Consider the following 23,356-nt stretch of genomic DNA (forward strand, 5'->3'; position numbering starts at 1 on the left):
CCCCGGTCTAGGGTTGGCCCCGGCTAGGGTTGGCCCCGGCTAGGGTTGGCCGGGGCCAACCGCGTCCATGGTTTAGATGCGCAGTTCGTACACCCTGACCCGGTGGGTGGCTTCGTAACCCAGACGTTCGTACAGGCCAAGGGCACCCGACGGGTTCTCGGTATCGACGCCCAGGCCAGCGTGCTCGATGCCGTCAGCTTTGAAGCGGCGCATCGCCTCGACCAGCAGGGCCGGGGCGAGCCGCAGGCCCCGCCATTTCCGCCGCACTCCCAGCAGGTCGGTGTAGCCCTCGGTGTGGCCCAGCAGTTCCCCGGACGCGGGATCGTAACTGGCCAGCTGGTAGGCAGCCACTTCGCCGGACGCCTCGTCCACCACCGCGAGGCTCCATTCGGGTTTAAACTCGGGGTGCGTCACGGTGAACCGCCAGGACTCCTCGTCGCGTGGTTCACTCCCCCAGTGGTCCTGGAACGCCTCGTTGTGGGCGAGCCGTACCGCCTCGGACAGATCGTCCGAGAACGTGACAATCTGCAGTCCGGCTGCAATATCGACTTCGGGGATCTCCGTCTGCAGCGGACGGGTCATCTCCGTGAAATACCTGACGACGGCGTTGCCGGTAGCTTCCATCAGCGCCAGCTGGGATGGCACCCGTTCCTCCGCGTAGGTACGCAGCACTCCTGCCCCGGCGCCGTCGTCGTCCAACCGGCGACGCGCGCGCCCCGCCTGCCAGGAGTAGAGTGCGGTACCGATCCCCTGCCGGCGCCTGGCGGGGTCCACCCCACCCATACTGTGAACCACAGTGGACCCGGGATTCCGCTGGATTACCCCAACGGCGCGGGGCACACCCGCATCGTCGAGACCCAGGATGGTGTCCTTTGCCGGGTCGGTTTTCGATGAGCCCAGTATCTGCTCCAGGTCGGCCCGCTCCTCCACCCAGTCCGGCTGGTCTTCCTTGGCCATCCGGTGCAGCAGCTCATGCCAACTACCCAGATCCTTAGGCGTGATGGCACGCCAATGCAGCGGCGTGCCGGAGGGAAAGAAGTCCGATTCTGGCTTTGTCATGGCAAAAGCCTAAATCACCGGGACGGTCAACCATCGGCTGAGCAACCGACATCTTGTTCTACCGCATGTAGAACCTTGGCGAAAAAGAGAGTAGATTTGAAGTACTCATCCACAATTTTAGCGAAGGACTTGCATGGCCACCCTCGGAGAACTCGAACGCACAGTGATGGATTTGCTGTGGGGCACCCCCGGGGCACTGACCGCGAACGCACTGCGCGACATGCTGGCGTTGGCGACGAAGGAAGCCGTGGGCAAGGAGCTCGCCGTCACGACAGTCCTGACTGTCCTCTCACGGCTGGAGAAGAAGGGGCTCGTGGAACGGGAGCGGGAAACCCGCCCGCACCGCTACCGTGCGATCACCAGCCGGGAGGAACACACCGCCGAGTTGATGCACGAAGTCCTCGTCACCGCCCCAGACCGGGAAGCAGTCCTGGCACGGTTCATCGGAAGCGTTTCCGACAGCGAGGCACAGGCTCTGCGCAAACTGCTCGGCAGCTGAACGGATGTTTTGGGCCGCCCATTTTTTGGCCGGGCTCGCCGTCGTCCTCGCCTGGCCTGCGCCGGTAGCCCTGTCTCGGGCAAAGTGGCCCACCCGTTCACCGTTTACGGCGATGATTCTGTGGCAGGCGATCGCCCTCGCGGGCGGACTGTCAATGATTGGCGCGATGCTGGTCTGGGGTCTCGACCCGCTCGGCGACAACCTGGTGGAAGCCCTTGGCCGCTTCGGCGACATGGCGTTTGCCAACCAGCCGGTCGACACGCTCGGCCTGGTCCACGTCTTCGCCCTGAGCGCCGCTGGGCTGCTCAGCGCCCACCTGATCTTTACCCTGCTGCTGACCTACGCCAAGATTCGTGGGCAGCGTAAGCGACACCGGGACATGCTGAACCTGCTCAGCTCCCCGGCAGCAAACCGGCCGGCAACGCTGGTGATCAACCATCCCACCCCTGTGGCCTATTGCCTTCCGGGTGGTGCCAGATCAGTGACCGTGCTCTCCGACGGGCTCCTCGACCTGCTGACCCCCGCCGAACTCGACGCCGTACTTGTGCACGAGCTGGCACACCTGCACCAGCGACATCACCTACTCCTGTGGGCGTTTGCGGCCTGGCGCGCGGCCCTCCCGTGGCTGCCCACGTCACAACTGGCGCAGCGGGCCGTCAACGAGTTGATCGAGATGCTCGCCGACGACGAGGCTCTGAAGCAGGTCCGGGAGCCAGTCCTGGCCCGGGCGATCGCTATCGTCGCCTCCGGGTCGCTGCCCGACCAGCAGGGCGGCTTCGCCCACGGTGACTCGTTTGCGGTGACGGCGCTTGCTCCCGGCGCGACCCCTGACCAGGATGCTGGTGCCACCCTTAACCGGATTCACCGGCTACTCACTCCGCAGCCGCCCTTGTCGCTGCCCCAGCAGGCGGCCGCCCTCGGTGCCTCGGGACTGCTACTGGGGGCGCCGACGCTACTGCTGATTGCCCCCTGGGTGCTGGGTTAGCGCTGCCTGGCGCTGGTTTTATGAGCAATGCTCCCACTGATCGGGCACGGTCACTGGGATTGTCTAGATACTCTCAGTGACCGTCGGTGATCGTTGGGACACTTAGTCGCGGCATCCGGCGCGGCTGGTACAGGAAACTGTGGAAATAATCCGCGCCCCAAACCGGGAGTGTTAGCTCGGCGAGCTAATGAGTTGGCTCGTGGCAGGTGCCATGACGAGCAGTCATGGGAGCGGATCGTGTGGCACTATCTGCTTTCCGGAGATACGAAAGTGGCAGGTGCCCTCCGTCCAGGACACCCGCCACTTTCAATTCAGTTCACAAAGAAACTCCGTGAGTCAGGGTATTAGCCGTTGACTCGTACGAAGTATGAACCGCCGAGGTCGGACAGTGGGTGCTCGATGGTGAGGTTTGATCCGTTCATGCCGCTGCTGATGACCTTGCCGTTGCCGACGTAGATGGCAATGTGGCCGGGGCGGACGACGAGATCGCCGGGCGCGGGGCTGGAGACCCGGGTTCCGTACTGGTCGAACTGCAGGGGTCCAAGGTCGCCGACGTTCAGGCCGATGGAGCGCAGAGCGCGTTCGACGAGGATGGTGCAGTCCTGGATGGAACCGAGCTGCCCATAGGCCGAGGCGACCAGTGCTGCGCCAACTCCGCTGGCCGGAGCTGCCTTGGCTGCGGGTGCGATCGGGGTGATGGCACCGGAGGCCAGTGTCATCATTGCTGGTGCCGCATCGGCAGCGGGTGCGGCCGGTGCTGGAACTACTGCCGGTGCGGCGGGTGCTGGTGCAGGTGTTGAGTAGAACGCCTGGCTTGCAGTTGCTGCTGGAACGGCGGCTGCACTGACGGCTGCACTGACGGCTGCGCCGCCGGTGAGCTGGATCTGCTGACCTGGGTAGATGATTGAAGCGTAGGATAGGCCGTTTTGCGCCAACAGGGTGTCGAGGTTAATACCGTGCAATGCGGCGATCGCTCCCAGCGTGTCTCCGGCTGCGACAGTGTGGACTCCTGTTGCGGGTGCTGAGACTGCCGGAGCGGTGGTTGCTGCGCCCTGGGTGTAGGTTCCTGCGTGGGCGGTCGCTCCGACGGAGAAGACGAGGCTGCCGGTCGCGACGGCGATGATGGCTGGCTTGCCCAGTGCTACGGCCTTGGTCCTGGCCGACTGGGTCAGACCCTCGAGGGCGATGGAGTGGGTGGTGGCGGCGCGGTGGCGTGCCGAAATGGACTGACGTGACATGATTGTTTGCCTCTCCCATGCCTGCGGGGTGAGCTGTCGGGTTCGGATGGGAGTCACCCGGCCGTCCTCTACCTATGGGCTACGCCTGCCATCGCGAACGATGCTGCAGGTCTAGCACTGGATAGTCAGATCGACTTAACCCCGAGGGTCACCGCGTGCGGTGGCCCGGTGGAAACGTGGTTCCCCCGTCCCTGCCATCTGGATTGTGCGAACGGGTCCCGGTGCAGCGGCAGGGCTCGGCATTCTGCGCGGGAATGTGATCTCGGCGGGGTGCCGGGATCACTCGAATGAGAATACCCCACCGTGGTATCGAAGTCACGTTAAGGTAACGGGATTTTCAAGGATCACCGCACCCGCGGGCCGCCGACCCTCCAGGGAACCTATTTCATCTATCGAGCGTTCACGGCGGGGTGGATCGTCGATGATACTTATAAAGGCCGCGCAGAGCGCATGGTCGAGGACGTACCAACGGCCTCATCTGGGTCCGACCAGAACAGGTCGGAGCATTGAAAGGATAGCGCCGTGAACGCCGGAGCCGGACCTCGGAACAGTACCGATGACACCCCTGGGGCAGCTGCCACGGAAGTCCCCGCGCCGGAGTCCACCGTCGCGGATCAGCCGGTTACCGCCGGTGCGGTGCACGGTTATTCCCCGGACAAGGCGGCCTATTTGCGGCGTCTGAAGCGCATTGAAGGACAGGTCCGTGGGATAGCACGGATGGTCGACGAAGATCAGTACTGCATCGACATTCTCACCCAGGTCGCGGCGGTCAACAGTGCCATGCACGCCGTGAGTTTGGGCCTGCTGCAAAACCACTTGCAACACTGCGTCGTCACCGCAGCCCAAGAAGCCAAAACCACTGGGTCCTCCGAAGCCGTCGACGCGAAGGTCAAGGAAGCAACACAGGCAATCAGCAGACTACTGCGCTGAGCCTTCCGTCGGCGCATATGCGCTCCCAGGCTTCATCAGGTTGGCGTGAGTGGCTTCAATTGGTTAGCCCGGCCGGATGAGCTTCGGGAACGGCCACGAAGACGGTTTCGATTCCCGCGTCGGTGACTTTATCTGCCTCATCGGGCAGAAGCACACCCGAGGGTGTTCATCCGTACCCAGAATCGGTGAGATCCACCTCGCGCCCGGGAAATCCGGCCGGACCAGGGAAAAAGTCAGGCACTCAAAAGCTGGTACCCGGCCTGCTCGACCGCCGAGCGTACTGCTGCTGAGGGAACCGCCTCGTTACTGTAAACGGTGACCGTGGAGGTCCCGCCGGACACGAAATCAATCTGGACGTCGGTGACGTCATCAATCCCGCCGACTGCAGAGCTAACCCGGGACGCGCACGACCCACAGGTCAGGCCAGCGACACCGAAACTGGCGCTGATGCTGCCAGCTTGGGGAACCGTTTTGGCTTTGCTGTCCTGGGGGGCGCAGCAGGCACATCCGGAAGATGATGTGTCGGTCAGGGTCAGTTCGGAAGAAGTGCCGCACATGAGGGTCTCCAAAAAGTGAGGAATGGTTGTTCGAGAATCAGCGGGTGTAGCCATCCGGGTCATTCACGTTGGCTACAGCTGCTTGAGGGACCTTCTGGGAGTAAGCGGCCCATTTAGGGCCGGACTTCCCACTTGGGTACTCATAAGGTATACCCCCTAGGGGTATATGTCAAGGGTTGATCCGGGTACCCGGATCCCGCAGCGACTGAAGTCACCCTGGGACCGATTGGGACCTAAGACTCTACTTTTGGGCCGACGCTAGGCGGAGACTGGAAATCATCTCGAGGTGAAAGGTATCCGGCATGATGTGGGGTTATGGGCAGGGATCAGCGTGGATGTGGCTTTGGGGCGTCCTCCTGATCATCGGGATTGTGCTGTTGGTACTGCTCGCAGTCAGGGTCCTTGGCAACGGAGGCCGTGTCGGATACGCGTCACGGGATGCCTCAGGGGTGGGCGGCCCGCCCCACGGCCGGAGCACCGCCCACCAGATCCTGGACGAGCGCTTCGCGAAGGGAGAACTCACCGCCGACGAGTACCGCGAACAGCTCGAAGTTCTCGGTGAGGGCCCGTAGCAAACCCCCCATCAGCCGCCGCCAAGCGCTGCTACTGGGGGGACTCGGCATCGCGGGGACGGCGACTGGAGGTGCAGGCCTGATCTGGACGCTAACAACGCGGGAGCCACCCGTCACGGGAAGCGAACTAATCCAACCTCCAGAGTTACGAAGCAACAACGGTCAGCTACAGGTACGGCTGGAAGCCGCACCGGGACAAATATTGCTGGCCGGCCGACAGGCCGCAGCCCTCGGTTACAACGGGGGTATCCCCGGCCCGACACTCCGCGTACAAGCTGGCGATGTCCTCAAGATCAGACTCGTCAACAACCTGGACCAGCCCACCAACCTGCACGTTCACGGGCTTCACGTTTCTCCCGAAGACAATGGGGACAATGTCTTCATCTCAGTCGACCCCGGCAACACCTTCGACTACGAATACAAACTCCCAGAGGATCATCCACCTGGCGTGTACTGGTACCACCCACACCACCACGGCATGGTCGCCGATCAGATCTTCGCCGGGCTCTTTGGAGCAATCATCGTTGAGAATGTGGAACCCATCGAGGTGAGTACGGAACGGGTACTGGTCATTTCGGACACCACCCTGGACGGACTGGGAAACATCGTCGCAGTCCCGGCGATGGAACGGATGATGGGCCGGGAAGGTGAACTGATCCTGGTCAACGGGCAAAGCAACCCGCAATTCAGTGCCCGCCCCAGGCAACGGGAACGGTGGCGCATCATCAACACGTGCGTGTCCCGTTACCTCCGCCTACAGGTCGACGAGGGGCAACTGCAGCTTCTCGGCATTGACTCCGGGCGCCTACCAACACCCGAGAACGTGGATCGACTTCTCCTGCTGCCCGGAAACCGGGCCGATCTTCTCATCTCCATCCCGGCCGGTGATTCCGTGCTCCGAGCGTTCTACCAGCGCCGGGGAAGGGCGCCGGGAATGACGGGACGGGAATCCGGAGCACGCAACAACCCGGCCGACCGCCCCGACGGCTTCGCGCTGGCCACCCTCCACGTGTCCGGCGAACCGGTCGCATCCCTGACAGCCCCGACCACGCAAAAGGGACTGGGAGACCTGAGGTCAGCCCCCATCGCGGCACGCCGGGAAATCGTCATGGCCGGCGGGGGCATGGGCATGATGCGTTTCACCATTAACGGCAACGAATTTAACCGGGACAGAACAGACACAACGGTAGCGGCCGGGAATGTGGAGGAATGGACGCTGACCAACACGAGCCCCATGGACCACCCGTTCCACCTGCACGTCTGGCCGATGCAAATTATTGAAGAAAACGGCCAGGTAGCGAACACAACGATATGGCGGGACGTGGTGAACGTGCCCGCCAACGGAAGTGTCAAAGTTCGGGTGGCTTTCAACGATTTCCGCGGACGCTCCGTCTACCACTGCCACATCCTGGATCACGAAGACCTCGGCATGATGGGGACCATCGAAGTCCGCTGACAAATCCGTAGCAAGACTTATCCGACTGACCTTGTGCCCTTGGCGGGACTTGACCCCACGAGGGGTCAGGCGTCAATCCGCTCCCGGTCCAGGGAGGCGGCGCCAGCCACGATGAAATCCTTGCGCGGGGCGACGTCGCTGCCCATCAACAGATCGAACACCCGCTCAGCCGATTCGGCTTCCTGGATCCGCACCCGCCGAAGAGTCCGGTGCCTCGGGTCCATGGTGGTTTCCGCCAGCTGCTCGGCGTCCATCTCACCGAGCCCCTTGTACCGCTGGATGGGTTCCTTGTAACGCTTGCCCTGCTTTTCCAACTCTGCCAGCAGCCGGGAGAGTTCCTGCTCGGAGTAGGTGTAGATGGTGTCGTTCGTTTTTGACCCGTGGTTGACCACCTCGACCCGGTGCAGCGGCGGGACCGCCGCATACACCCGGCCGGCGTCTACGAGCGGCCGCATGTACCGGAAGAAAAGGGTGAGGAGCAGGGTGCGGATGTGGGCGCCGTCAACGTCGGCGTCGGTCATCAGGATCACTTTCCCATACCGCGCTGCGTCCAGCTGGAAGCTGCGGCCCGATCCGGCGCCCACCACCTGGATCAGCGCCCCACACTCGGCGTTGGCGAGCATGTCCCCCACCGATGCCTTCTGTACGTTCAGGATCTTGCCCCGGATGGGTAGCAACGCCTGATAGTCGGAGGAGCGGGCGAGCTTGGCGGTGCCCAGCGCACTGTCACCCTCGACGATGAACAGTTCGGACCGTTCGACGTCGTCAATCCGACAGTCGGCCAGCTTCGATGGCATTGAGGACGTTTCCAGGGCGTTTTTTCGCCGCTGGGTTTCCTTGTGTACCCGCGCGGAGATCCGGGATTTCATCTCGGCAACAACTTTTTCCAGCAGGAGCGCGCTCTGGGCCTTGTCGCCCCGGGCCGTGGAGTTGAGCTTGGCCAGAATCTCCTTTTCGACCACTTTCGCGACGATTGCCCGCACCGCGGAAGTGCCCAGGATTTCCTTGGTCTGGCCTTCAAATTGGGGCTCTGCCAGGCGCACGGTCAGGACCGCTGTCAGTCCGGCGAAGACGTCATCCTTCTCGATCTTGTCGTTGCCGGCTTTGAGCTTTCGAGAGTTGGCCTCGATCACTTTGCGGAAGGACTTCAGGAGGGACTGTTCGAAACCGCTCTGGTGGGTGCCGCCCTTGGGAGTGGCAATGATGTTCACGAAGCTCTTCACCGTGGTGTCGTAGCCGATCCCCCAGCGCAACGCGATGTCCACCTCGCAATCGCGTTCCACCTCGGCGATCTCGCTATGCCCGTTCTCGCCCAGCACCGGCACCGACTCCTTGAACCGGCCTGAGCCGTGCAGGCGCCACACATCGGTCACCGCGCTGTCCGCTGCGAGGAAGGTGGTGAACTCCGAGATTCCGCCGTCGTGCTGGAAGACTTCCTCCAACGCTCCCGCCTCGGCTGCGGTGCCAGGGAGGCGCCGCTCGTCACGGAGGGTGATCCTCAGCCCTGGGACCAGGAAGGAGGTTTGGCGGGCCCGTGCCTGGAGTTCCTCGTAGGAGAATTTTGCGTCCGGGGTGAAGATTTGCCGGTCAGCCCAGTACCGGATCCGGGTACCTGTCACACCCCGTTTGGTGGTGCCGACCACCTCGAGCCGGGAGCTTTCGAGGAACGGTTCGAACTTGGCGGTCGGTGACGGTGACTTCGCGTCCAGGAAACGGCCAGGTTCGCCACGCCTGAACGACATCTGGTAGGTCTTGCTGCCGCGGTCAACCTGGACATCCAGCCGGGCTGACAGGGCGTTGACCACGCTGGCGCCGACACCGTGGAGGCCGCCGGAGGCCGTGTACGAACCGCCACCGAATTTTCCGCCGGCATGCAGTTTTGTGAAGACCACCTCGACGCCGCTCAGACCGGTCTTGGGTTCCGCGTCCACCGGAATGCCCCGCCCGTCGTCGTGAATCTCGACCGAACCGTCCGGGTGGAGTATCACCTTGATGCTTTGGCCGTGTCCGGCGAGTGCCTCATCCACCGAGTTGTCGATGATCTCCCAGAGACAGTGCATCAATCCGCGGGAATCAGTTGACCCGATATACATGCCGGGCCGTTTACGGACGGCTTCAAGGCCTTCCAGGACGGATAGGTGCCGGGCGTTGTATTCGGTGCTTGGTGGCGCCACGTTGGGTGAGACTCCTTGGCAGGGGGTACAGGTGAGAGGCGACACCGGTCTTCGGGCGCCGCGCCGGGGGCCTCCGGACGCATGGCTTAAGCATATTCCCCCACCCGGGTCGTTCGGCTTAGGCGGGCCGCAGATCAAGCGGCAAAGGTGTGACGACGTCGGTCTATGCTACGCGCTCAGCGAAAGACCACCCAGCCTGCAATAGAACGGCAACGAATAGTGGTTATATGAACTACAGGAACCACTAAGGAGGCAATCATGACAACAGCAGTAGCAACCCGCGAGATGTCCGCGCTGGACCGCTGTGACCGCTGCGGAGCCCAGGCCTATGTGCGCGCAGTTCTTCAGTCCTCCGGTGGTGAGCTGCTTTTCTGTGGCCACCACGCACGTTCCGTCGAGTCGAATCTGCGTCCGCTGACGTCCGAGTGGCAGGATGAGACCAACCGTCTGAATGCAGCACCCGGACCGGTAAGCGAAGACTAAGAGCACCACCGACGGGCCGGCAATCCGGACCCGTTAAATCGAAAGTACCCCCACACTGATGTGTGGGGGTACTTTTTGCTATGGGGCTGGTTTCCCAACCCCATAGCGAGTCCTAGTCCAGGTAGTCGCGCAGCACCTGGGACCGCGATGGGTGGCGCAGCTTCGACATGGTCTTCGATTCGATCTGGCGGATCCGCTCCCGCGTCACCCCGTAGACCTTCCCGATTTCGTCTAACGTCTTCGGCTGACCATCAGTCAGGCCGAAGCGCATCGCCACGACCCCTGCTTCGCGTTCTGACAGGGTGTCAAGAACCGAGTGCAACTGTTCCTGCAACAGGGTGAAGCTGACCGCATCCGCGGGCACCACTGCCTCGGAGTCCTCAATGAGGTCACCGAATTCAGAATCACCGTCTTCGCCCAGCGGCGTGTGCAACGAAATGGGTTCGCGGCCATACTTCTGGACCTCGACAACCTTCTCGGGAGTCATATCCAGTTCAAGGGCCAGCTCTTCAGGCGTCGGTTCGCGGCCGAGATCCTGGAGCATCTGGCGCTGCACACGGGCCAGCTTGTTGATGACCTCGACCATGTGAACCGGAATACGAATGGTCCGCGCCTGGTCGGCCATGGCGCGGGTGATCGCCTGACGGATCCACCAGGTGGCGTAGGTGGAGAACTTGAAGCCCTTGGTGTAGTCGAATTTCTCGACGGCACGGATCAGACCGAGGTTACCCTCCTGAATGAGGTCGAGGAACAGCATGCCGCGGCCGGTGTAACGCTTGGCCAGGGAGACAACCAGACGAAGGTTGGCTTCCAGCAGGTGGTTTTTCGCCCGCTTGCCGTCATGGATGACCCATTCGAGTTCGCGGCGTAGTTTCGGATCGAGCGGCTTGGCCGCATCCTTATCGGCCGCCAGCTTCTCCTCGGCGAAGAGGCCAGCCTCGATGCGCAAAGCAAGATCAACTTCCTGCTCCGCATTCAGGAGGGCCACCTTGCCGATCTGCTTCAGGTAGTCCTTGACGGGGTCAGCGGTGGCACCCGCTGAGATGACCTGCTGGGCAGGGGCGTCGTCGTCGTCGGCGTCTGAATAGACGAAGCCAGATCCGGCCTTGGTCTCAGCCTCGGCTGCGGCCCGTTCGGTGGTTTCGGCAGGCTCGACCGGGTTACCGGCGGCGTCAAGCTCGGGGCTATCGTCTTCGACCTCGGCGGCCGCGGCGTTCTGGGCGGCAGCGGCTTTGGCTGCCCGCGCTGATAGCGGCTTGGCAGCAGCGGTCTTCGGTGCCGCCTTCTTGGGGGCGGCCCGGCGTTTGGTGGTCGTTGCTCCGGGTTCTGTTACATCCGGTGCAGTTGTCTTCTTGGCCGACACAGAGAACCTTTCATACGGCGTCTGTGATGTTACCAAGGGGGCAACACCACTATGACCCTGTCAAGTCCGTGAATGAATTCAAGCGGCTAAACGGGGCGTTCCTCATTGAAGTGGAACCGTCCCGCCCTCTGCCCTATTCCCAACCATCCTGCGAAGAATGGCCGATCTGACAGAGTAAAACACTACTTGATACACGAACCCGACCGGGTCTCGGTTCCTATTGTCGCACGATTCATGGGCTTCGATAAATCAGCGACCCACCCAAATCGGCTCCTTCGCAACCGGTTACGCAGCGTGTGGCGCACCATTGCGCCACGCCAGATCCCTGTCGCGTGACCATTCGGCGAGCATGCCGCGAGCCACCACCTCCTCGAGAAGTTCAGCAAGTGAATACCCCGGTATTTCCGCCATGGCTTCACCCAGATAGACATGCGCCCGGGACCCCCGACCCCTGGCCCACTCGATCCAGCCCAGCATGGTGAGCAGTGCGGCGCGTGGTTCGCCCACCGCAACAGCTGACAGCCGACTGAACAGGGTGTGGGCAGCATCAACCTGCCCCCACTGCAGTTGCCCTCTGTATTGCCCGATCAGAACATCGCAGAAGTCCCGCGCGTGAGCCTGTGCGGACTCCATTGGCTCGACGGGCAGCTGCTGGTCCGGGTCGAGGCCGAGCAGCGTCCGCGCCGATGCCGGCAGGTGGGCGGGGCCGGTGCCGGTAGGGCGCACGGTGTTGCCTTCCAGACCGTTCGCTGCGGCCTCCCAGCCCAGCGCTGCAAGGACCAGAACGGCGTCACGGATGGGACGGGAAACCAGTGAGGCGAGGAGATGGGCGGCTACCCCGACCTCGGTGATCGGCACCGTGGATGCGGTGCGGGCCAGCAGGCAGTCCCATAGCCGGAGGGTGGCGGCGGCCTGGTTTGGAGTTGTCCAACGATGCCCAAGTTTCGCCTGCTCGCCTCGACAGAGCTTTGCCAGGTCCGCTGGATCAGTCCACGCCGCGGGAAGGTCCGATTCAACTGCGGCGCCCAGAGAGTCAGCAAAGCTGCTGCCGCGGAAAGTCAGCTCAGCGTTCAACGGGCTCGTCAGGACGCTCTCGATCGAATGCCCCGACGGTGGACAGCAACTCGGGTCAGCGCAGAAGTAGTCCCGCCACATGGTGTCGGTGACCAACCAACCGTCGCGCAATTGCAGCCCCACGCCGTCGAGGCATCGGGTGAGGCTTCGCACCAGGTCCCTGCGGGGTGGCGCTCCGGTGCGGGTCAACGGTTCCCTGGTATAGACGGCCAGCAGTGAACCGTCAGCGGTGGTATCCGAGGCGAGGATTGAACAGACACCTGCGGCGTAGCCGTCCGGATCCAGATTATTCGCCGGAAGGTCCACGCGCAGCGTTGCCCCGACCCGCTTCCCACACATGGTCAGGAGCACGAGGCTTTCTTCCGGCTGAAAACCCAAGGTGTGGAGGATGTAGCTGAGAATGTCAGCAGCAGACGTGACCTTGAAGGGCTGCTCCGGCGGTGGGGATGTTGAAGTCATGGCATGAGCATGGCTGTTGTCACCCCGCTACGGGTCCGGTCTCACCGCCATGTGAATAACTGCACCTGATCCGGCGCTGTCGAGGACTAGTCGGTGCCGATGCGGGCTCACCGTGACGGGTTGTCGTCACCCTCGGTGTCGCCGCCGGCGGGGTCAGCGAGGTCCCCGGCTTTGCGGTCCTCTTCGAGTAGCTGCTCCGACTCGTCTGCGGCCTGTGGACTCGCCAGGTATGCCTCGACCGCCGCACCAATCTCGTCAGCGTCAGCGAGCTCGCTATTGTCCTTCACCAGCAGCGACCGGCGCTCGGCGCTTCCGGCGCGCTCGTCGAAGCGCTTCTCCAGCGTGCTGACTACTCCACTGACCTCGGCAGACCCGTCAACCTGACGGGCGATCTGCCGTTCAACATCCCGGCCTGCCTCACGCAACCGGTCGGTGGGAAGCACCAGGGACGCCGAAGCACCCAGGTATTCCAGGGCCGTGACAGCTGCAGGAGGGTACTCAGCCTCGGCAAGGTAGTGGGGGACGTGTACGACGTAACCCACGACGTCGTGTCCCGATTCGATCAGACGCAACTCCAGCAGATGCCCCACCGATGCCTGTAGCTCTGCTGTGGGACGCCACGTGTTCATCCCCTCGATCAGGTCCGGACGGTTGCCGTGAACCGTCACTCCGAGGGGACGGGTATGCGGTACCGGCATGGGAATCGAATTGATCCAGGACACCAGGGGAACCTCGAACCGGTCCACAAGACCGGTGACCGCACTAATAAACCGCTCCCACTGCAGATCCGGCTCAAATCCGGCGAGCAGCAGGAACGGAACGCCCATCCCGTCATAGACCCGGTGGAGTTCAAGCCGGGGAGGGTGATAGTCCGCGAGGTGATCCTCGGCGAAGGTGATGCGAGGCCGCCTGCTGCGGTAATCGATCAACTGGTCGGCGTCGAAGACCGCCACCAGCTCGTGATCCAGGGTGGTGAGCATTTCCTCGATGACCTGGGACACCACGTGGCCCGCGTCGACAAATCCGGTGAATCCAGCAAGAAGAGGAAGTCCTCGCAGCTGCTGCCCGTCGATCAGGTCAGCGTTTGCGTTGAACAGAGTCTCTGGATTAAGCATTTCCCCTCCTAACAAGGTTCTCGGCTTTCAGTACCCGTTACAACGTCAGGGGGACGTACATTCATTCCGCCCGACACCAGGTTCCTTTACAGACTACGATCGATGGAGGAAAGGCGCGGTATGACGCGCTCACCTACCTATCTGTCCAGCACATGGAAGTGAGGAACACACCCAGTGAATATCGCCAGCGAACTCAAGCTGACAGCTGTCACCAAGGACTCCAAGAAGACCGCCGGTGACGCCCTGGTAATCGGCGTCGGCCAACAGTCCGGCGGACCAGTCCTGCTCGACTCCCCGCTCTCGGCGAAGGACGCGGCTGCCCTTGCCGACTCCCTCCCAATGCTCGGCATTACCGGCGGCGCTGACGAGGTTCGCAGGCTGCCCGGCCTGGAGGGCAGCGCTGCGGAGATTCTGGTGCTGACCGGCGTCGGCCGTCTCCCAGCTGACGGAGCGATCACCCCCGAGGCACTGCGCCGTGCCGCAGGCGCTGCAATCCGTCAGCTCATCGGACTTGATTCGGTGACCATCGCGCTGCCCGCACCGACAGTCGCCGACGCCGCAGCAGTGGCCGAGGGCGCAGCAATGGGTGCCTACTCCTACACTGAACACCGCTCCGCCCAGGCAGCAAAGAACGGATCGCCCGCCAAGGAACCGGTCAGCAGCGTCACCATCGTGACTCCCGCCGCGCAAGACAAGTCCTTGAAGGCCGCCCTCAACCGTGCAGCCATCCTGGGCCGCGGCGTCAACATCACCCGCTCGCTGGTCAACCAGCCACCCAGCCACCTGTACCCGGAAACTTTCGCGCAGGCCGCCAAGGATCTGACCAAGGGTCTGCCGATCAAGGTCACGGTGCTGGATGAGAAGCGCCTGGAAAAAGAAGGCTATGGCGGAATTCTCGGCGTCGGGAAGGGCTCGTCCCGCCAGCCCCGGTTGGTCAAGATTGAGTACTCCCCCAGCTCGGCCAGCAAAAGCCTTGCCTTTGTTGGCAAGGGCATCACCTTCGACTCGGGCGGACTGTCCCTGAAGCCTGCTGCTGGCATGCAGACCATGAAGCTCGACATGGCGGGCGCCGCCGTCGTGCTGAGCGCTGTCCTCGCCATTGCCGAGTTGGGCCTGCCCATCAAGGTGACCGGCTGGCTGTGCCTCGCCGAGAACATGCCATCGGGAAGCGCGCAGCGCCCCTCAGATGTGATGACCACCTACGGTGGCCGCACCGTCGAGGTCCTCAACACCGATGCCGAAGGCCGGCTGGTAATGGCCGACGCGCTGGCCGCTGCCAGCGAAGAGGCACCGGATGCCCTCATCGATATTGCCACCCTCACCGGCGCCCAGATGATCGCTTTGGGGCGCCGCGTCTCGGGTGTCATGGGCGACGATGACGTGGTTGATGCAGTCAAGGGTGCGGCGGACCGGTCCGGCGAGCTGTTCTGGCCGATGCCCCTGCCTGAGGAGCTCCGCCCGAGCCTCGACTCCCAGGTGGCTGACATTGCCAACATTGGCGAGAAATTCGGCGGCATGATGACCGCGGCGGTCTTCCTGCGCGAGTTTGTCGGCGAAGTCAACGGTCGGAAGATCCCCTGGGCGCACCTGGACATTGCCGGGCCTGCGTTCAACGAAGGCGCCGCACACGGCTACACGCCGAAGGAAGCCACCGGAGTCGGTGTCCGCACCCTGCTGGCATACGCCGAAGACATGGCCACCACCGCCAAGTAAGCCTGCTGGGCAGTTTCATCCCCGCAACAGGGGTGAGACTGCCCACATCAGGGCGGAGATCGCCCTTCATCAAGTAGATGCTGGCCGGATCTGGGGATAGGGTAAGTCCTGATCACACCAAGTATTCCGCCAAAATCATCAACCGACGGGCGCACTAGCCCGTCACAGATTACGCGAGGGAGCGTCCAAGTGGCCGATACGGCAGCTGCGCAAGAATTCGACATCCTGATTCTGGGCGGAGGCAGCGGTGGCTATGCCGCCGCACTCCGAGCCGTCCAGCTGGGATTCACCGTGGGACTCATCGAGAAGGGCAAACTCGGTGGCACCTGCCTACACAACGGGTGTATCCCTACCAAGGCACTGCTGCACTCGGCCGAGGTCGCCGATACGGCGCGCTCCTCCGAGAAATACGGTATCAAGGCGACATTCGAGTCGATCGACATGCCTGCGGTCAACGCCTACAAGGACGGCATCATTGCCGGTAAGTACAAGGGCCTGCAGGGATTGATCAAGTCCAAGGGCATCACGGTCATCGAGGGCGCAGGCAAGCTCACCGCCACCAACACGGTTGAAGTGGATGGCACTTCCTACACCGGCAAGAACATCATCCTGGCTACCGGTTCCTACTCCCGCACCCTCCCGGGTCTCGAAATTGGCGGGAAGGTCATCAATTCTGATCATGCCCTGAAAATGGAAACGCTCCCCAAGAAGGCCATCGTGCTCGGCGGCGGCGTCATCGGTTGCGAATTCGCTTCCGTGTGGAAGTCCTTCGGCGTCGACGTCACCATCATCGAGGGCCTCCCGTCACTGGTTGCCAATGAGGACGCCACCATCGTCAAGGCGTTCGAACGGGCCTTCAAGAAGCGCGGCATCAACTTCAACACCGGAACCTTCTTCGAAAAGGTCGAGCAGAACGACGACGGCGTCGTCGTCACGCTGGCCGACGGGAAGACCTTCGAAGCAGACCTGATGCTGGTCGCCGTCGGCCGTGGTCCCGTCACTGAAGGACTCGGCTACGAAGAGGCCGGCGTCACCATTGATCGCGGCTTCGTGATCACCGATGAGCGTCTGCACACCGGCGTCGAGAACATCTACGCCGTTGGCGACATCGTTCCCGGCCTTCAACTCGCGCACCGTGGGTTCCAGCAGGGCATTTTCGTCGCCGAGGAGATCGCCGGCCTGAAACCGGTCATCGTCGAAGACGTCAACATCCCCAAGGTCACGTACAGCGAACCCGAAATCGCGTCGGTGGGTCTCACCGAGAAGGCCGCCAAAGAAAAGCTCGGCGAGGACAAGGTCCTCACCCAGGAATACAACCTTGCTGGCAACGGCAAGACCTCCATCCTGGGGTCGGCTGGCCTGGTGAAACTCGTCAGCGAGAAGGACGGGCCAGTAGTCGGGGTGCACATGATCGGCACCCGGATGGGCGAACAGATCGGTGAAGCACAGCTCATCGTGAACTGGGAAGCTACCCAGAGGACGTGGCGCAGCTGATCCACGCCCACCCCACCCAGAACGAAGCGCTGGGCGAAGCACACCTCGCCCTTGCAGGTAAGGCGCTGCACGGATAACCGTGCACTAAGCTCGCAACTAAGCGTTCCACCAGCATTACTCGCAACCTTGGCGCTGCGGTGCCGGCCCCCTCCACGGGGCCAGCACCGCAGGGCAAAAACTATTCAGGAGAAACGGGGACACTATGTCTGAATCCGTCAACTTACCCGCCCTCGGCGAAAGCGTTACCGAAGGCACCGTTACACGCTGGCTCAAGGCGGTCGGCGACCGCGTGGAGGTTGACGAACCCCTACTCGAGGTGTCCACCGACAAGGTCGACACTGAGATCCCGTCGCCAATTGCCGGGGTCATCGAGGAAATCCTTGTAGCCGAGGACGAGACCGCTGAAGTCGGAGCGCCGCTGGTGCGCATCGGCGACGGGTCGGGCGGCTCGGACGACTCCGCTGCGTCGGGGGACGCGGCCGAGGAGCCTGCCGCAGAGGCCGAAGAGCCCGCAGCTGAAGAACCAGCCGCCGAGCCCGAGCCCGAGGAGAAAGCCCCCGAGCCCGCCGCTGCCGAGTCCTCCGCTGACTCCGCTGACTCCGCTGACGACTCGTCAGGCGGCGAGAGCACCGAGGTGACCCTTCCCGCCCTCGGCGAAAGCGTCACCGAAGGAACCGTCACCCGGTGGCTCAAGGAAGTTGGCGACGACGTCGAGGTGGACGAGCCCCTGCTTGAAGTCTCCACCGACAAGGTCGATACCGAAATTCCGTCGCCAGTCGCAGGGAAGCTGCAGGAAATCCGGGTTGGTGAGGACGAGACCGTCGAGGTTGGCGCAGTGCTCGCCGTCATCGGCTCCGGCGGATCTGCTCCGGCCAAGGCAGAAGCTGGCGCTGAGCCGGTCGCTGCTGCGTCGTCGGAAGAGCGTGAAGAGCCAGTAGCAGAGCCTGCCAAGACGGAGGACGCCCCGAAGGAAGAGGCTCCCGCACCGAAGGAAGAGGCCAAGCCGGCTGCACCCAAGGCGGCCGAAGTGAAGCCCGCCGAGAAGAAGCCCGCGGCGGACAAATCCTCCGAGGACAAGTCGGGCGGTTCCGATGCAGCCTACGTGACTCCCCTGGTGCGTAAGCTCGCGAACCAGCAGAACGTCGATCTGCAGTCCGTGAAGGGCACTGGAGTGGGCGGTCGCATCCGCAAGCAGGACGTGCTGGAAGCCGCTGAGGCAGCCAAGAAAGCACCCGAGCCAGCTGCAGCTCCCGCTGCACCAGCAGCTCCAGCACCGGCAGCGCCGTCGCCTGAGGCCTCGAAGCTGCGTGGCACCGTCGAGAAGGCGCCACGCATCCGCCAGACCATTGCCCGGCGGATGCGTGAATCGCTTGAGGTGTCCGCCCAGCTGACCCAGGTCATCGAAGTGGATATGAGCAGGGTGGCGCGACTGCGTACCTCAGCGAAGGACAGTTTCCAGGCCCAGAACGGCGCGAAGCTGACCTTCCTCCCGTTCATCTCCAAGGCCGTCACCGAGGCGCTCAAGCAGCACCCAAAGCTGAACGCATCCTTCGATGAAGAAGCCAAGGAAATCACGTACCACGACGCCGAGCACCTGGCGATCGCCGTGGACACGGAAAAGGGTCTGCTGGTTCCCGTCATCAACGATGCCGGTAACCTCAACCTGGCTGGCCTGGCGAAGAAGATTGCCGACGTCGGCTCCCGGACCAAGAGCGGGAAGATCGGTCCGGATGAGCTGTCGGGCGGTACCTTCACGATCACGAACATCGGGTCGGTCGGCGCACTGTTCGACACCCCGATCATCAACCAGCCTCAGGTGGGAATCCTGGGCACCGGTGCGATCGTCAAGCGTCCCGTGGTGGTGACCGCCGACGGCGAGGACACCATCGCCATCCGGTCCATGATGTACCTCAGCTTGACCTACGACCACCGCCTGGTCGATGGTGCCGACGCTGGCCGCTTCCTGCAGTCATTGAAGGCACGCCTTGAAGCCGGCGCATTCGAATCGGATCTCGGCCTGTAACACGCACCATCCCCGAGGTCAGTAATCAACCATGAAGGAGAACAGTTATGGCTACAGTACGTAACGCCCACACCGTCTGGAGCGGCAACCTGCAGGCCGGAAGCGGCCAGGTCAGCCTCGACAGTTCGGGACTTGGCACCTACGACGTCACCTGGAAAGCCCGTTCGGAGGAAGCAGGCGGCAAGACCAGCCCTGAAGAGCTGATTGCTGCCGCCCACTCCTCATGCTTCTCCATGGCGTTCAGCCTGGCGCTCAGCGAGGAAGGCAAGACGGCCGACCGGATTGAGACCAAAGCCGAGGTTGATTTTGTGCCCGGTGAAGGAATCACCGCCATCCGGCTGATCCTGAACGCTGCGATCCCGGACATTGAGGACGCTGATTTCCAGCGGATCGCCGAGTCCGCCAAGACCGGCTGCCCTGTGTCCCAGGCCTTGGCCGGGGTCAAAAGCATCACTGTTGAGGCAACCCTGCAGTCCTAGTTCCACGCAAAAGAGGCGGCCAACCGGATATCCGGTTGACCGCCTCTTTTGTTTTCCCCGGAGGGTTAGCTCTTCGTCGGCCGTGGCGGTAACGGGCCCGGGTTGAGCTGGGGGTGGTTGGTCCGCACTGGCGGTACATCGGTGGGTAGCTCGGAGATCATCTCCCGCAGGATTGCGACACCCTGCTCCAGCTGAGGATCTTCCCCAGCCGCATAGGCGTGCGGCGGGAACGGGACCTCGATATCGGGGTCCACTCCGTAGTTCTCCACACCCCACCCGACGCCGCCGGTCATCCAGAATGCGTATCGCGGCTGTGTGACGGCGGTGCCGTCGGCCAGCGCGAACCGGCCATCGATTCCGACGACGCCACCCCAGGTGCGCGTGCCGATGACGGGCCCGATGCCCCTGAGTTTGGCTACCTGGGTGATGATGTCGCCGTCGGATCCCGCGAACTCATCCGTGAGGATGACCACGGGTCCGCGCGGGGCATGCGCGGGATAGGTACCTGGTTGCTCACCACGGGGGAAGGACCAGGCGGTGACCTTCCTGCCAATGAGTTCGGCCACGAGTTGCGAGGTGTGGCCGCCACGGTTGCGTCGCACGTCGACCACCAGGCCGTCGCGTGCGGTTTCACGGTCAAGATCACGGTGCAATTGCGCCCAGCCGCGCGCCACCATGTCCGGGATGTGAAGGTAGCCGAAGCTGCCGCCCGAGGCCTGGTGGACGATTGCCCGGTTGGCGTTGACCCAATTCTGGTAGCGCAGGCGTTCCTCACTGCGAAGCGGAACTACTGCAACGCGCCGGACTGATGCGGCGTGGGTTTCATCCCCTGCGCTTTCCTCCGTGTCCTCCCCTGCGTCTTGTCTTGAGGGCCGGAGAACTGTGAGTTCGACCGTTCGGCCGGCGGCACCGGTAAGGAGCACGGCCGGGCCGTGGGCCAACGGTACTGGGACACCGTCCACCGCTGCGATGATATCTCCCTCGGCGACTGCCACCCCTGGCGCAGTCAGAGGGGAGACCGCCTGCGGATCGGAGGACTCCCCGGCGAAGATGCGTTGCACCACCCAGCCGTGGGCTGATGGGGCCAACTCGGCGCCGAGGAAACCCTGTGCGCCGGTTCCCGGTCCCCGAACAGCAGCGGAGTGACATAGGCGTGGGATGTCCCCAGCTCCCCGTGAACCTCCCACAGGACGTCCACCAGGTCGTCGTGCGACCCGAGCCGCTCCACCAGGGGACGATACCGGTCCCGGATGGCTGGCCAGTCCACGCCGCCCATATCTTCGGCCCAGAAGAAGTCACGCTGCAACCGCCAGGTCTCGTCGAATGCCTGACGCCACACGCTGACCGGGTCGAGGAGCACCCGGATCCGGCCCAGGTCCACCTCGACGTGGTCGGGTGAGTCCTTCTCCACCTTGCCCTTGGTTGGGACAGCAGTCACCTTCCCGGCGTGGATGAGCACAACCCTGCCGCCGTCGGCGCTAACTTCGAAACTGTCGACCTCGGCTGCCAGTGGCTCCGCGTCGCGTTTCGCGAGGTCGAAGCGCTCCAACCGTTTCGCCGGATCTTTGGCCGTGGTGGTGGCCCGACCGTCACCGGTCACACCGAAGCGCTCGGTTGCCGTCCACAGCAACGCGCCATCCACCGCGCGAAGTCCCTCATAGCCGCCCTGGGGCACGGGTACCGCAACGATCCGCTCTGCCAGTCGATCAGGATCGACGACGACGCACAGGTCCGGTTCGCCGTCGTCGTCCCTGCCGCCCGCGGACCGCTGGGATCCGGCGGCCCCCAAGGCTTCTGTGGAATGCACCGACGGCCCAAACGGTGACGGCGTGTCAGCGGCGAGGGCCACCAGGAAGGGTTTCGTGGACACCGGGAAGCTCAGGTCAAAACGGTGGGTGTCATACACCGGGTCAAAGCTGCGGTCTGAAAGGAAGGCCAGGTACCGGCAGTCGCGGGTAAACACGGGTGAGTGATCCCGGAACCGGCCATCGGTCACATTGAGGATCTCGGCACCGGGCTCCGCCCGGGCCAGCCGGACCCGGGTCCTGGCACCTTCACCCGTTACCGGTTCCGCCCAGGTGAGCCACTGCGAGTCAGGGGAAAACGCCAGGTCATCGACCGCGCCGTGGGTGGTTGAGCCCAGGGTGAAGAGTTCGCCGGTGGAGATCTGGAGGAGCAGGATTTGTCCCATCTCGCCGGCCACAGCCACGCGGGTTCCGTCGGGACTGGTGACCAGGTTGCTGGCCCGGAACGGTCCATCGAATGCCCACCGCGACAGGCCTGCCGCTGCTGCTATGTCCTGTGCGGTGACAATGTCCGAGTCGGGCGCGCCCCCTTCGGACTGGGTTTCATCACCGGGCTGGGGCTTCGCCCCGGGCTGGTGCCCGGAACCCGAGGGGACGTCAGCGCCGGGGCGGCCTGCGCCGTCGGACGTTCTGACCGCGGGAACGGGGGCCGGCAGATCCGGCTCCTGCGCTGCGTGTGTTGAGGGACCGGCGGCGGCCGATGAGGTGGATTCTGACGCAGGACTGTCGGTGCCGGCGGAAAGGCCCGCGTCAAAGACGTTGCGGATATACAGCGCTTCTTCACCATCGTGGTCGGCGATGTAGGCCACACGGTCGACGCCGAGGGGCCGCCCCAGCCGCGCGCGAACACCCGCGGTGGCCTCCACCACGCGTGACGGTCCATCCCGGTGCGTCAGCCAGTGCAGGGTGCCGTGGCTCTCGACGACGCTGGCAGACCCCGTCGCTACCGGGGTGGCTGCCGCGAGGTGTCTGACCACGTTCAGCGGCTGGGGGCGCCGTCCGGTGGTGGCTGAGCCGAGTGAGATATCAAGTTTGACCGGTTCAGCATCGAGCGACTGCAGCAGCCAGATCGATCCCGCGGACTCAAACACAATCCGGGTGCCATCGGAGGTGGCATGCCGTACGTAGAACTCCTCGTGGTCGGTGTGGCGTTGCAGGTCCTCACCCTGGGGTGTCACGGAGTACAGGTTGCCGTAGCCTTCGTGGTCAGACAGGAAAGCCAGCCGGTTATTGATCCACATCGGATCGGCCAGGTTGCCGTCGAGCTCGGGGAGGAACCGGGCGAAGTCCCCCGACCCGTCCGCATCCATCCAGAGTTTGCCGGCTGTTCCGCCGCGGTATCGCTTCCACCAGGCGGGCTCGCGGGTCAGAACGCTGGAAATGACGAGGGGACGCTCGTCGCCGACAGCCGGGCCGGGCACTATCGCATCGAGTGGTCCGTAGGGGAACGCGGTTTGGGCGGAGCCGTCCAGCGGGACCCGGTAGCCCCAGGCGTGGCGCGGGTCCTCGTGTCGGAACGCGCTGGTGGCGATGACCTCCCCGTCGGCCGTGAAGCCTCGAACCTTCGTGCTCTGGTGGCCCCAATAGGTCAGTCTGCGGAAGTTTCCGCCCTCGGTGTCGGCGGCGACAACCTCGGGTGCACCCGCCTGGGTGACGGTCCAGGCGATGGTTGCTCCGTCGGGAGAGAATCGGGGCCCGCGGGCAGGCAGCTGCATTGCTGAGATCCGCCAGGCGCGTCCCCCCGACAATGGTGCGACCCAGACATCGTTTTCTGCTACGAAAGTGAGCAGGTCACCGTGGACATGTGGAAAGCGCAAATAGTGTGAGGAACCCATCCGACGATCATAGCCACGAACCTTGTTGGCAGTGGCGTCGAGG

16 protein-coding genes, 2 pseudogenes and 1 riboswitch are annotated in these 23,356 nt (G+C 63.5%); of the genes and pseudogenes, 10 read left to right on the forward strand and 8 right to left on the reverse strand.

Annotated elements, in window-relative coordinates:
• Positions 1 to 72: 72 nt before the first annotated feature.
• Positions 73 to 1,059, reverse strand: a complete 987-nt coding sequence (locus DDA93_RS04090) for a GNAT family N-acetyltransferase (protein ID WP_026041144.1) — start codon at positions 1,057 to 1,059, stop codon at positions 73 to 75.
• Between the two features lie 133 nt (positions 1,060 to 1,192).
• Here DDA93_RS04090 and DDA93_RS04095 point away from each other — a divergent pair, with 133 nt between their 5' ends.
• Together DDA93_RS04095 and DDA93_RS04100 are read left to right on the forward strand one after the other, a co-directional pair.
• Positions 1,193 to 1,558 carry a BlaI/MecI/CopY family transcriptional regulator gene (locus DDA93_RS04095; protein WP_019483227.1) on the forward strand — a complete coding sequence of 122 codons (366 nt, stop codon included), beginning with the start codon at positions 1,193 to 1,195 and terminating at the stop codon, positions 1,556 to 1,558.
• Between the two features lie 4 nt (positions 1,559 to 1,562).
• On the forward strand, positions 1,563 to 2,543 hold the full coding sequence (locus DDA93_RS04100) for a M56 family metallopeptidase (protein ID WP_019483228.1): 981 nt from the start codon (positions 1,563 to 1,565) through the stop codon (positions 2,541 to 2,543).
• Between the two features lie 344 nt (positions 2,544 to 2,887).
• On the opposite strand, the gene DDA93_RS04105 is transcribed toward DDA93_RS04100, so the two are convergent.
• On the reverse strand, positions 2,888 to 3,781 hold the full coding sequence (locus DDA93_RS04105) for a LysM peptidoglycan-binding domain-containing protein (RefSeq protein ID WP_019483229.1): 894 nt from the start codon (positions 3,779 to 3,781) through the stop codon (positions 2,888 to 2,890).
• 3 nt (positions 3,782 to 3,784) lie between these two features.
• Positions 3,785 to 4,033: riboswitch (cyclic di-AMP (ydaO/yuaA leader) on the reverse strand.
• A 384-nt stretch (positions 4,034 to 4,417) separates the two neighbouring features.
• Here DDA93_RS04105 and DDA93_RS04110 point away from each other — a divergent pair.
• On the forward strand, positions 4,418 to 4,711 hold the full coding sequence (locus DDA93_RS04110; RefSeq protein ID WP_237715301.1) for a metal-sensitive transcriptional regulator: 294 nt from the start codon (positions 4,418 to 4,420) through the stop codon (positions 4,709 to 4,711).
• 233 nt (positions 4,712 to 4,944) lie between these two features.
• On the opposite strand, the gene DDA93_RS04115 is transcribed toward DDA93_RS04110, so the two are convergent.
• Complete coding sequence (locus tag DDA93_RS04115; protein ID WP_116778121.1) at positions 4,945 to 5,268, reverse strand: heavy metal-associated domain-containing protein; 324 nt, start codon at positions 5,266 to 5,268, stop codon at positions 4,945 to 4,947.
• 302 nt (positions 5,269 to 5,570) lie between these two features.
• Here DDA93_RS04115 and DDA93_RS04120 point away from each other — a divergent pair, with 302 nt between their 5' ends.
• Both DDA93_RS04120 and DDA93_RS04125 read left to right on the forward strand, forming a co-directional pair.
• The gene (locus tag DDA93_RS04120) at positions 5,571 to 5,840 is read left to right on the forward strand and encodes an SHOCT domain-containing protein (protein ID WP_019483233.1); all 270 of its coding nucleotides are present in this window, start codon (positions 5,571 to 5,573) and stop codon (positions 5,838 to 5,840) included.
• Positions 5,827 to 7,296: a multicopper oxidase family protein gene (locus DDA93_RS04125; protein ID WP_243400503.1), complete on the forward strand. Its 1,470-nt coding sequence runs from the start codon at positions 5,827 to 5,829 to the stop codon at positions 7,294 to 7,296. The genes DDA93_RS04120 and DDA93_RS04125 overlap by 14 nt, the downstream gene beginning before the upstream one ends.
• A 65-nt stretch (positions 7,297 to 7,361) precedes the next feature.
• Here DDA93_RS04125 and DDA93_RS04130 read toward each other — a convergent pair whose 3' ends face one another.
• Positions 7,362 to 9,470: a DNA topoisomerase IV subunit B gene (locus DDA93_RS04130; protein ID WP_019483235.1), complete on the reverse strand. Its 2,109-nt coding sequence runs from the start codon at positions 9,468 to 9,470 to the stop codon at positions 7,362 to 7,364.
• Positions 9,471 to 9,728: 258 nt separating this feature from the next.
• Here DDA93_RS04130 and DDA93_RS04135 point away from each other — a divergent pair, with 258 nt between their 5' ends.
• Positions 9,729 to 9,953, forward strand: coding sequence for a hypothetical protein (locus DDA93_RS04135; RefSeq protein WP_019483236.1), 225 nt, complete (start codon positions 9,729 to 9,731; stop codon positions 9,951 to 9,953).
• 112 nt (positions 9,954 to 10,065) lie between these two features.
• Here DDA93_RS04135 and DDA93_RS04140 read toward each other — a convergent pair whose 3' ends face one another.
• From DDA93_RS04140 to DDA93_RS04150, 3 genes are all read right to left on the reverse strand, one after another.
• The gene (locus DDA93_RS04140; RefSeq protein WP_050994968.1) at positions 10,066 to 11,352 is read right to left on the reverse strand and encodes an RNA polymerase sigma factor; all 1,287 of its coding nucleotides are present in this window, start codon (positions 11,350 to 11,352) and stop codon (positions 10,066 to 10,068) included.
• 249 nt (positions 11,353 to 11,601) lie between these two features.
• Positions 11,602 to 12,849 carry a DUF4192 domain-containing protein gene (locus DDA93_RS04145; RefSeq protein ID WP_019483238.1) on the reverse strand — a complete coding sequence of 416 codons (1,248 nt, stop codon included), beginning with the start codon at positions 12,847 to 12,849 and terminating at the stop codon, positions 11,602 to 11,604.
• A gap of 107 nt (positions 12,850 to 12,956) precedes the next feature.
• Positions 12,957 to 13,964 carry a PAC2 family protein gene (locus DDA93_RS04150; protein ID WP_019483239.1) on the reverse strand — a complete coding sequence of 336 codons (1,008 nt, stop codon included), beginning with the start codon at positions 13,962 to 13,964 and terminating at the stop codon, positions 12,957 to 12,959.
• A gap of 174 nt (positions 13,965 to 14,138) precedes the next feature.
• On the opposite strand from DDA93_RS04150, the gene DDA93_RS04155 reads away from it, so the two are divergent.
• From DDA93_RS04155 to DDA93_RS04170, 4 genes and pseudogenes are all read left to right on the forward strand, one after another.
• The gene (locus tag DDA93_RS04155) at positions 14,139 to 15,677 is read left to right on the forward strand and encodes a leucyl aminopeptidase (protein WP_019483240.1); all 1,539 of its coding nucleotides are present in this window, start codon (positions 14,139 to 14,141) and stop codon (positions 15,675 to 15,677) included.
• 189 nt (positions 15,678 to 15,866) lie between these two features.
• Positions 15,867 to 17,248, forward strand: a pseudogene (lpdA, locus tag DDA93_RS04160) (dihydrolipoyl dehydrogenase).
• Between the two features lie 125 nt (positions 17,249 to 17,373).
• Complete coding sequence (gene sucB, locus DDA93_RS04165) at positions 17,374 to 19,194, forward strand: 2-oxoglutarate dehydrogenase, E2 component, dihydrolipoamide succinyltransferase (protein WP_024477348.1); 1,821 nt, start codon at positions 17,374 to 17,376, stop codon at positions 19,192 to 19,194.
• Positions 19,195 to 19,241: 47 nt separating this feature from the next.
• Positions 19,242 to 19,673, forward strand: coding sequence for an OsmC family peroxiredoxin (locus DDA93_RS04170; protein WP_019483243.1), 432 nt, complete (start codon positions 19,242 to 19,244; stop codon positions 19,671 to 19,673).
• Positions 19,674 to 19,738: 65 nt separating this feature from the next.
• Here DDA93_RS04170 and DDA93_RS04175 read toward each other — a convergent pair.
• Positions 19,739 to 23,313: pseudogene (locus DDA93_RS04175) on the reverse strand (S41 family peptidase).
• Positions 23,314 to 23,356 lie beyond the last annotated feature (43 nt).

It is taken from the genome of Arthrobacter sp. Bz4, from assembly GCF_003075455.1.
Lineage (GTDB): Bacteria > Actinomycetota > Actinomycetes > Actinomycetales > Micrococcaceae > Arthrobacter_D.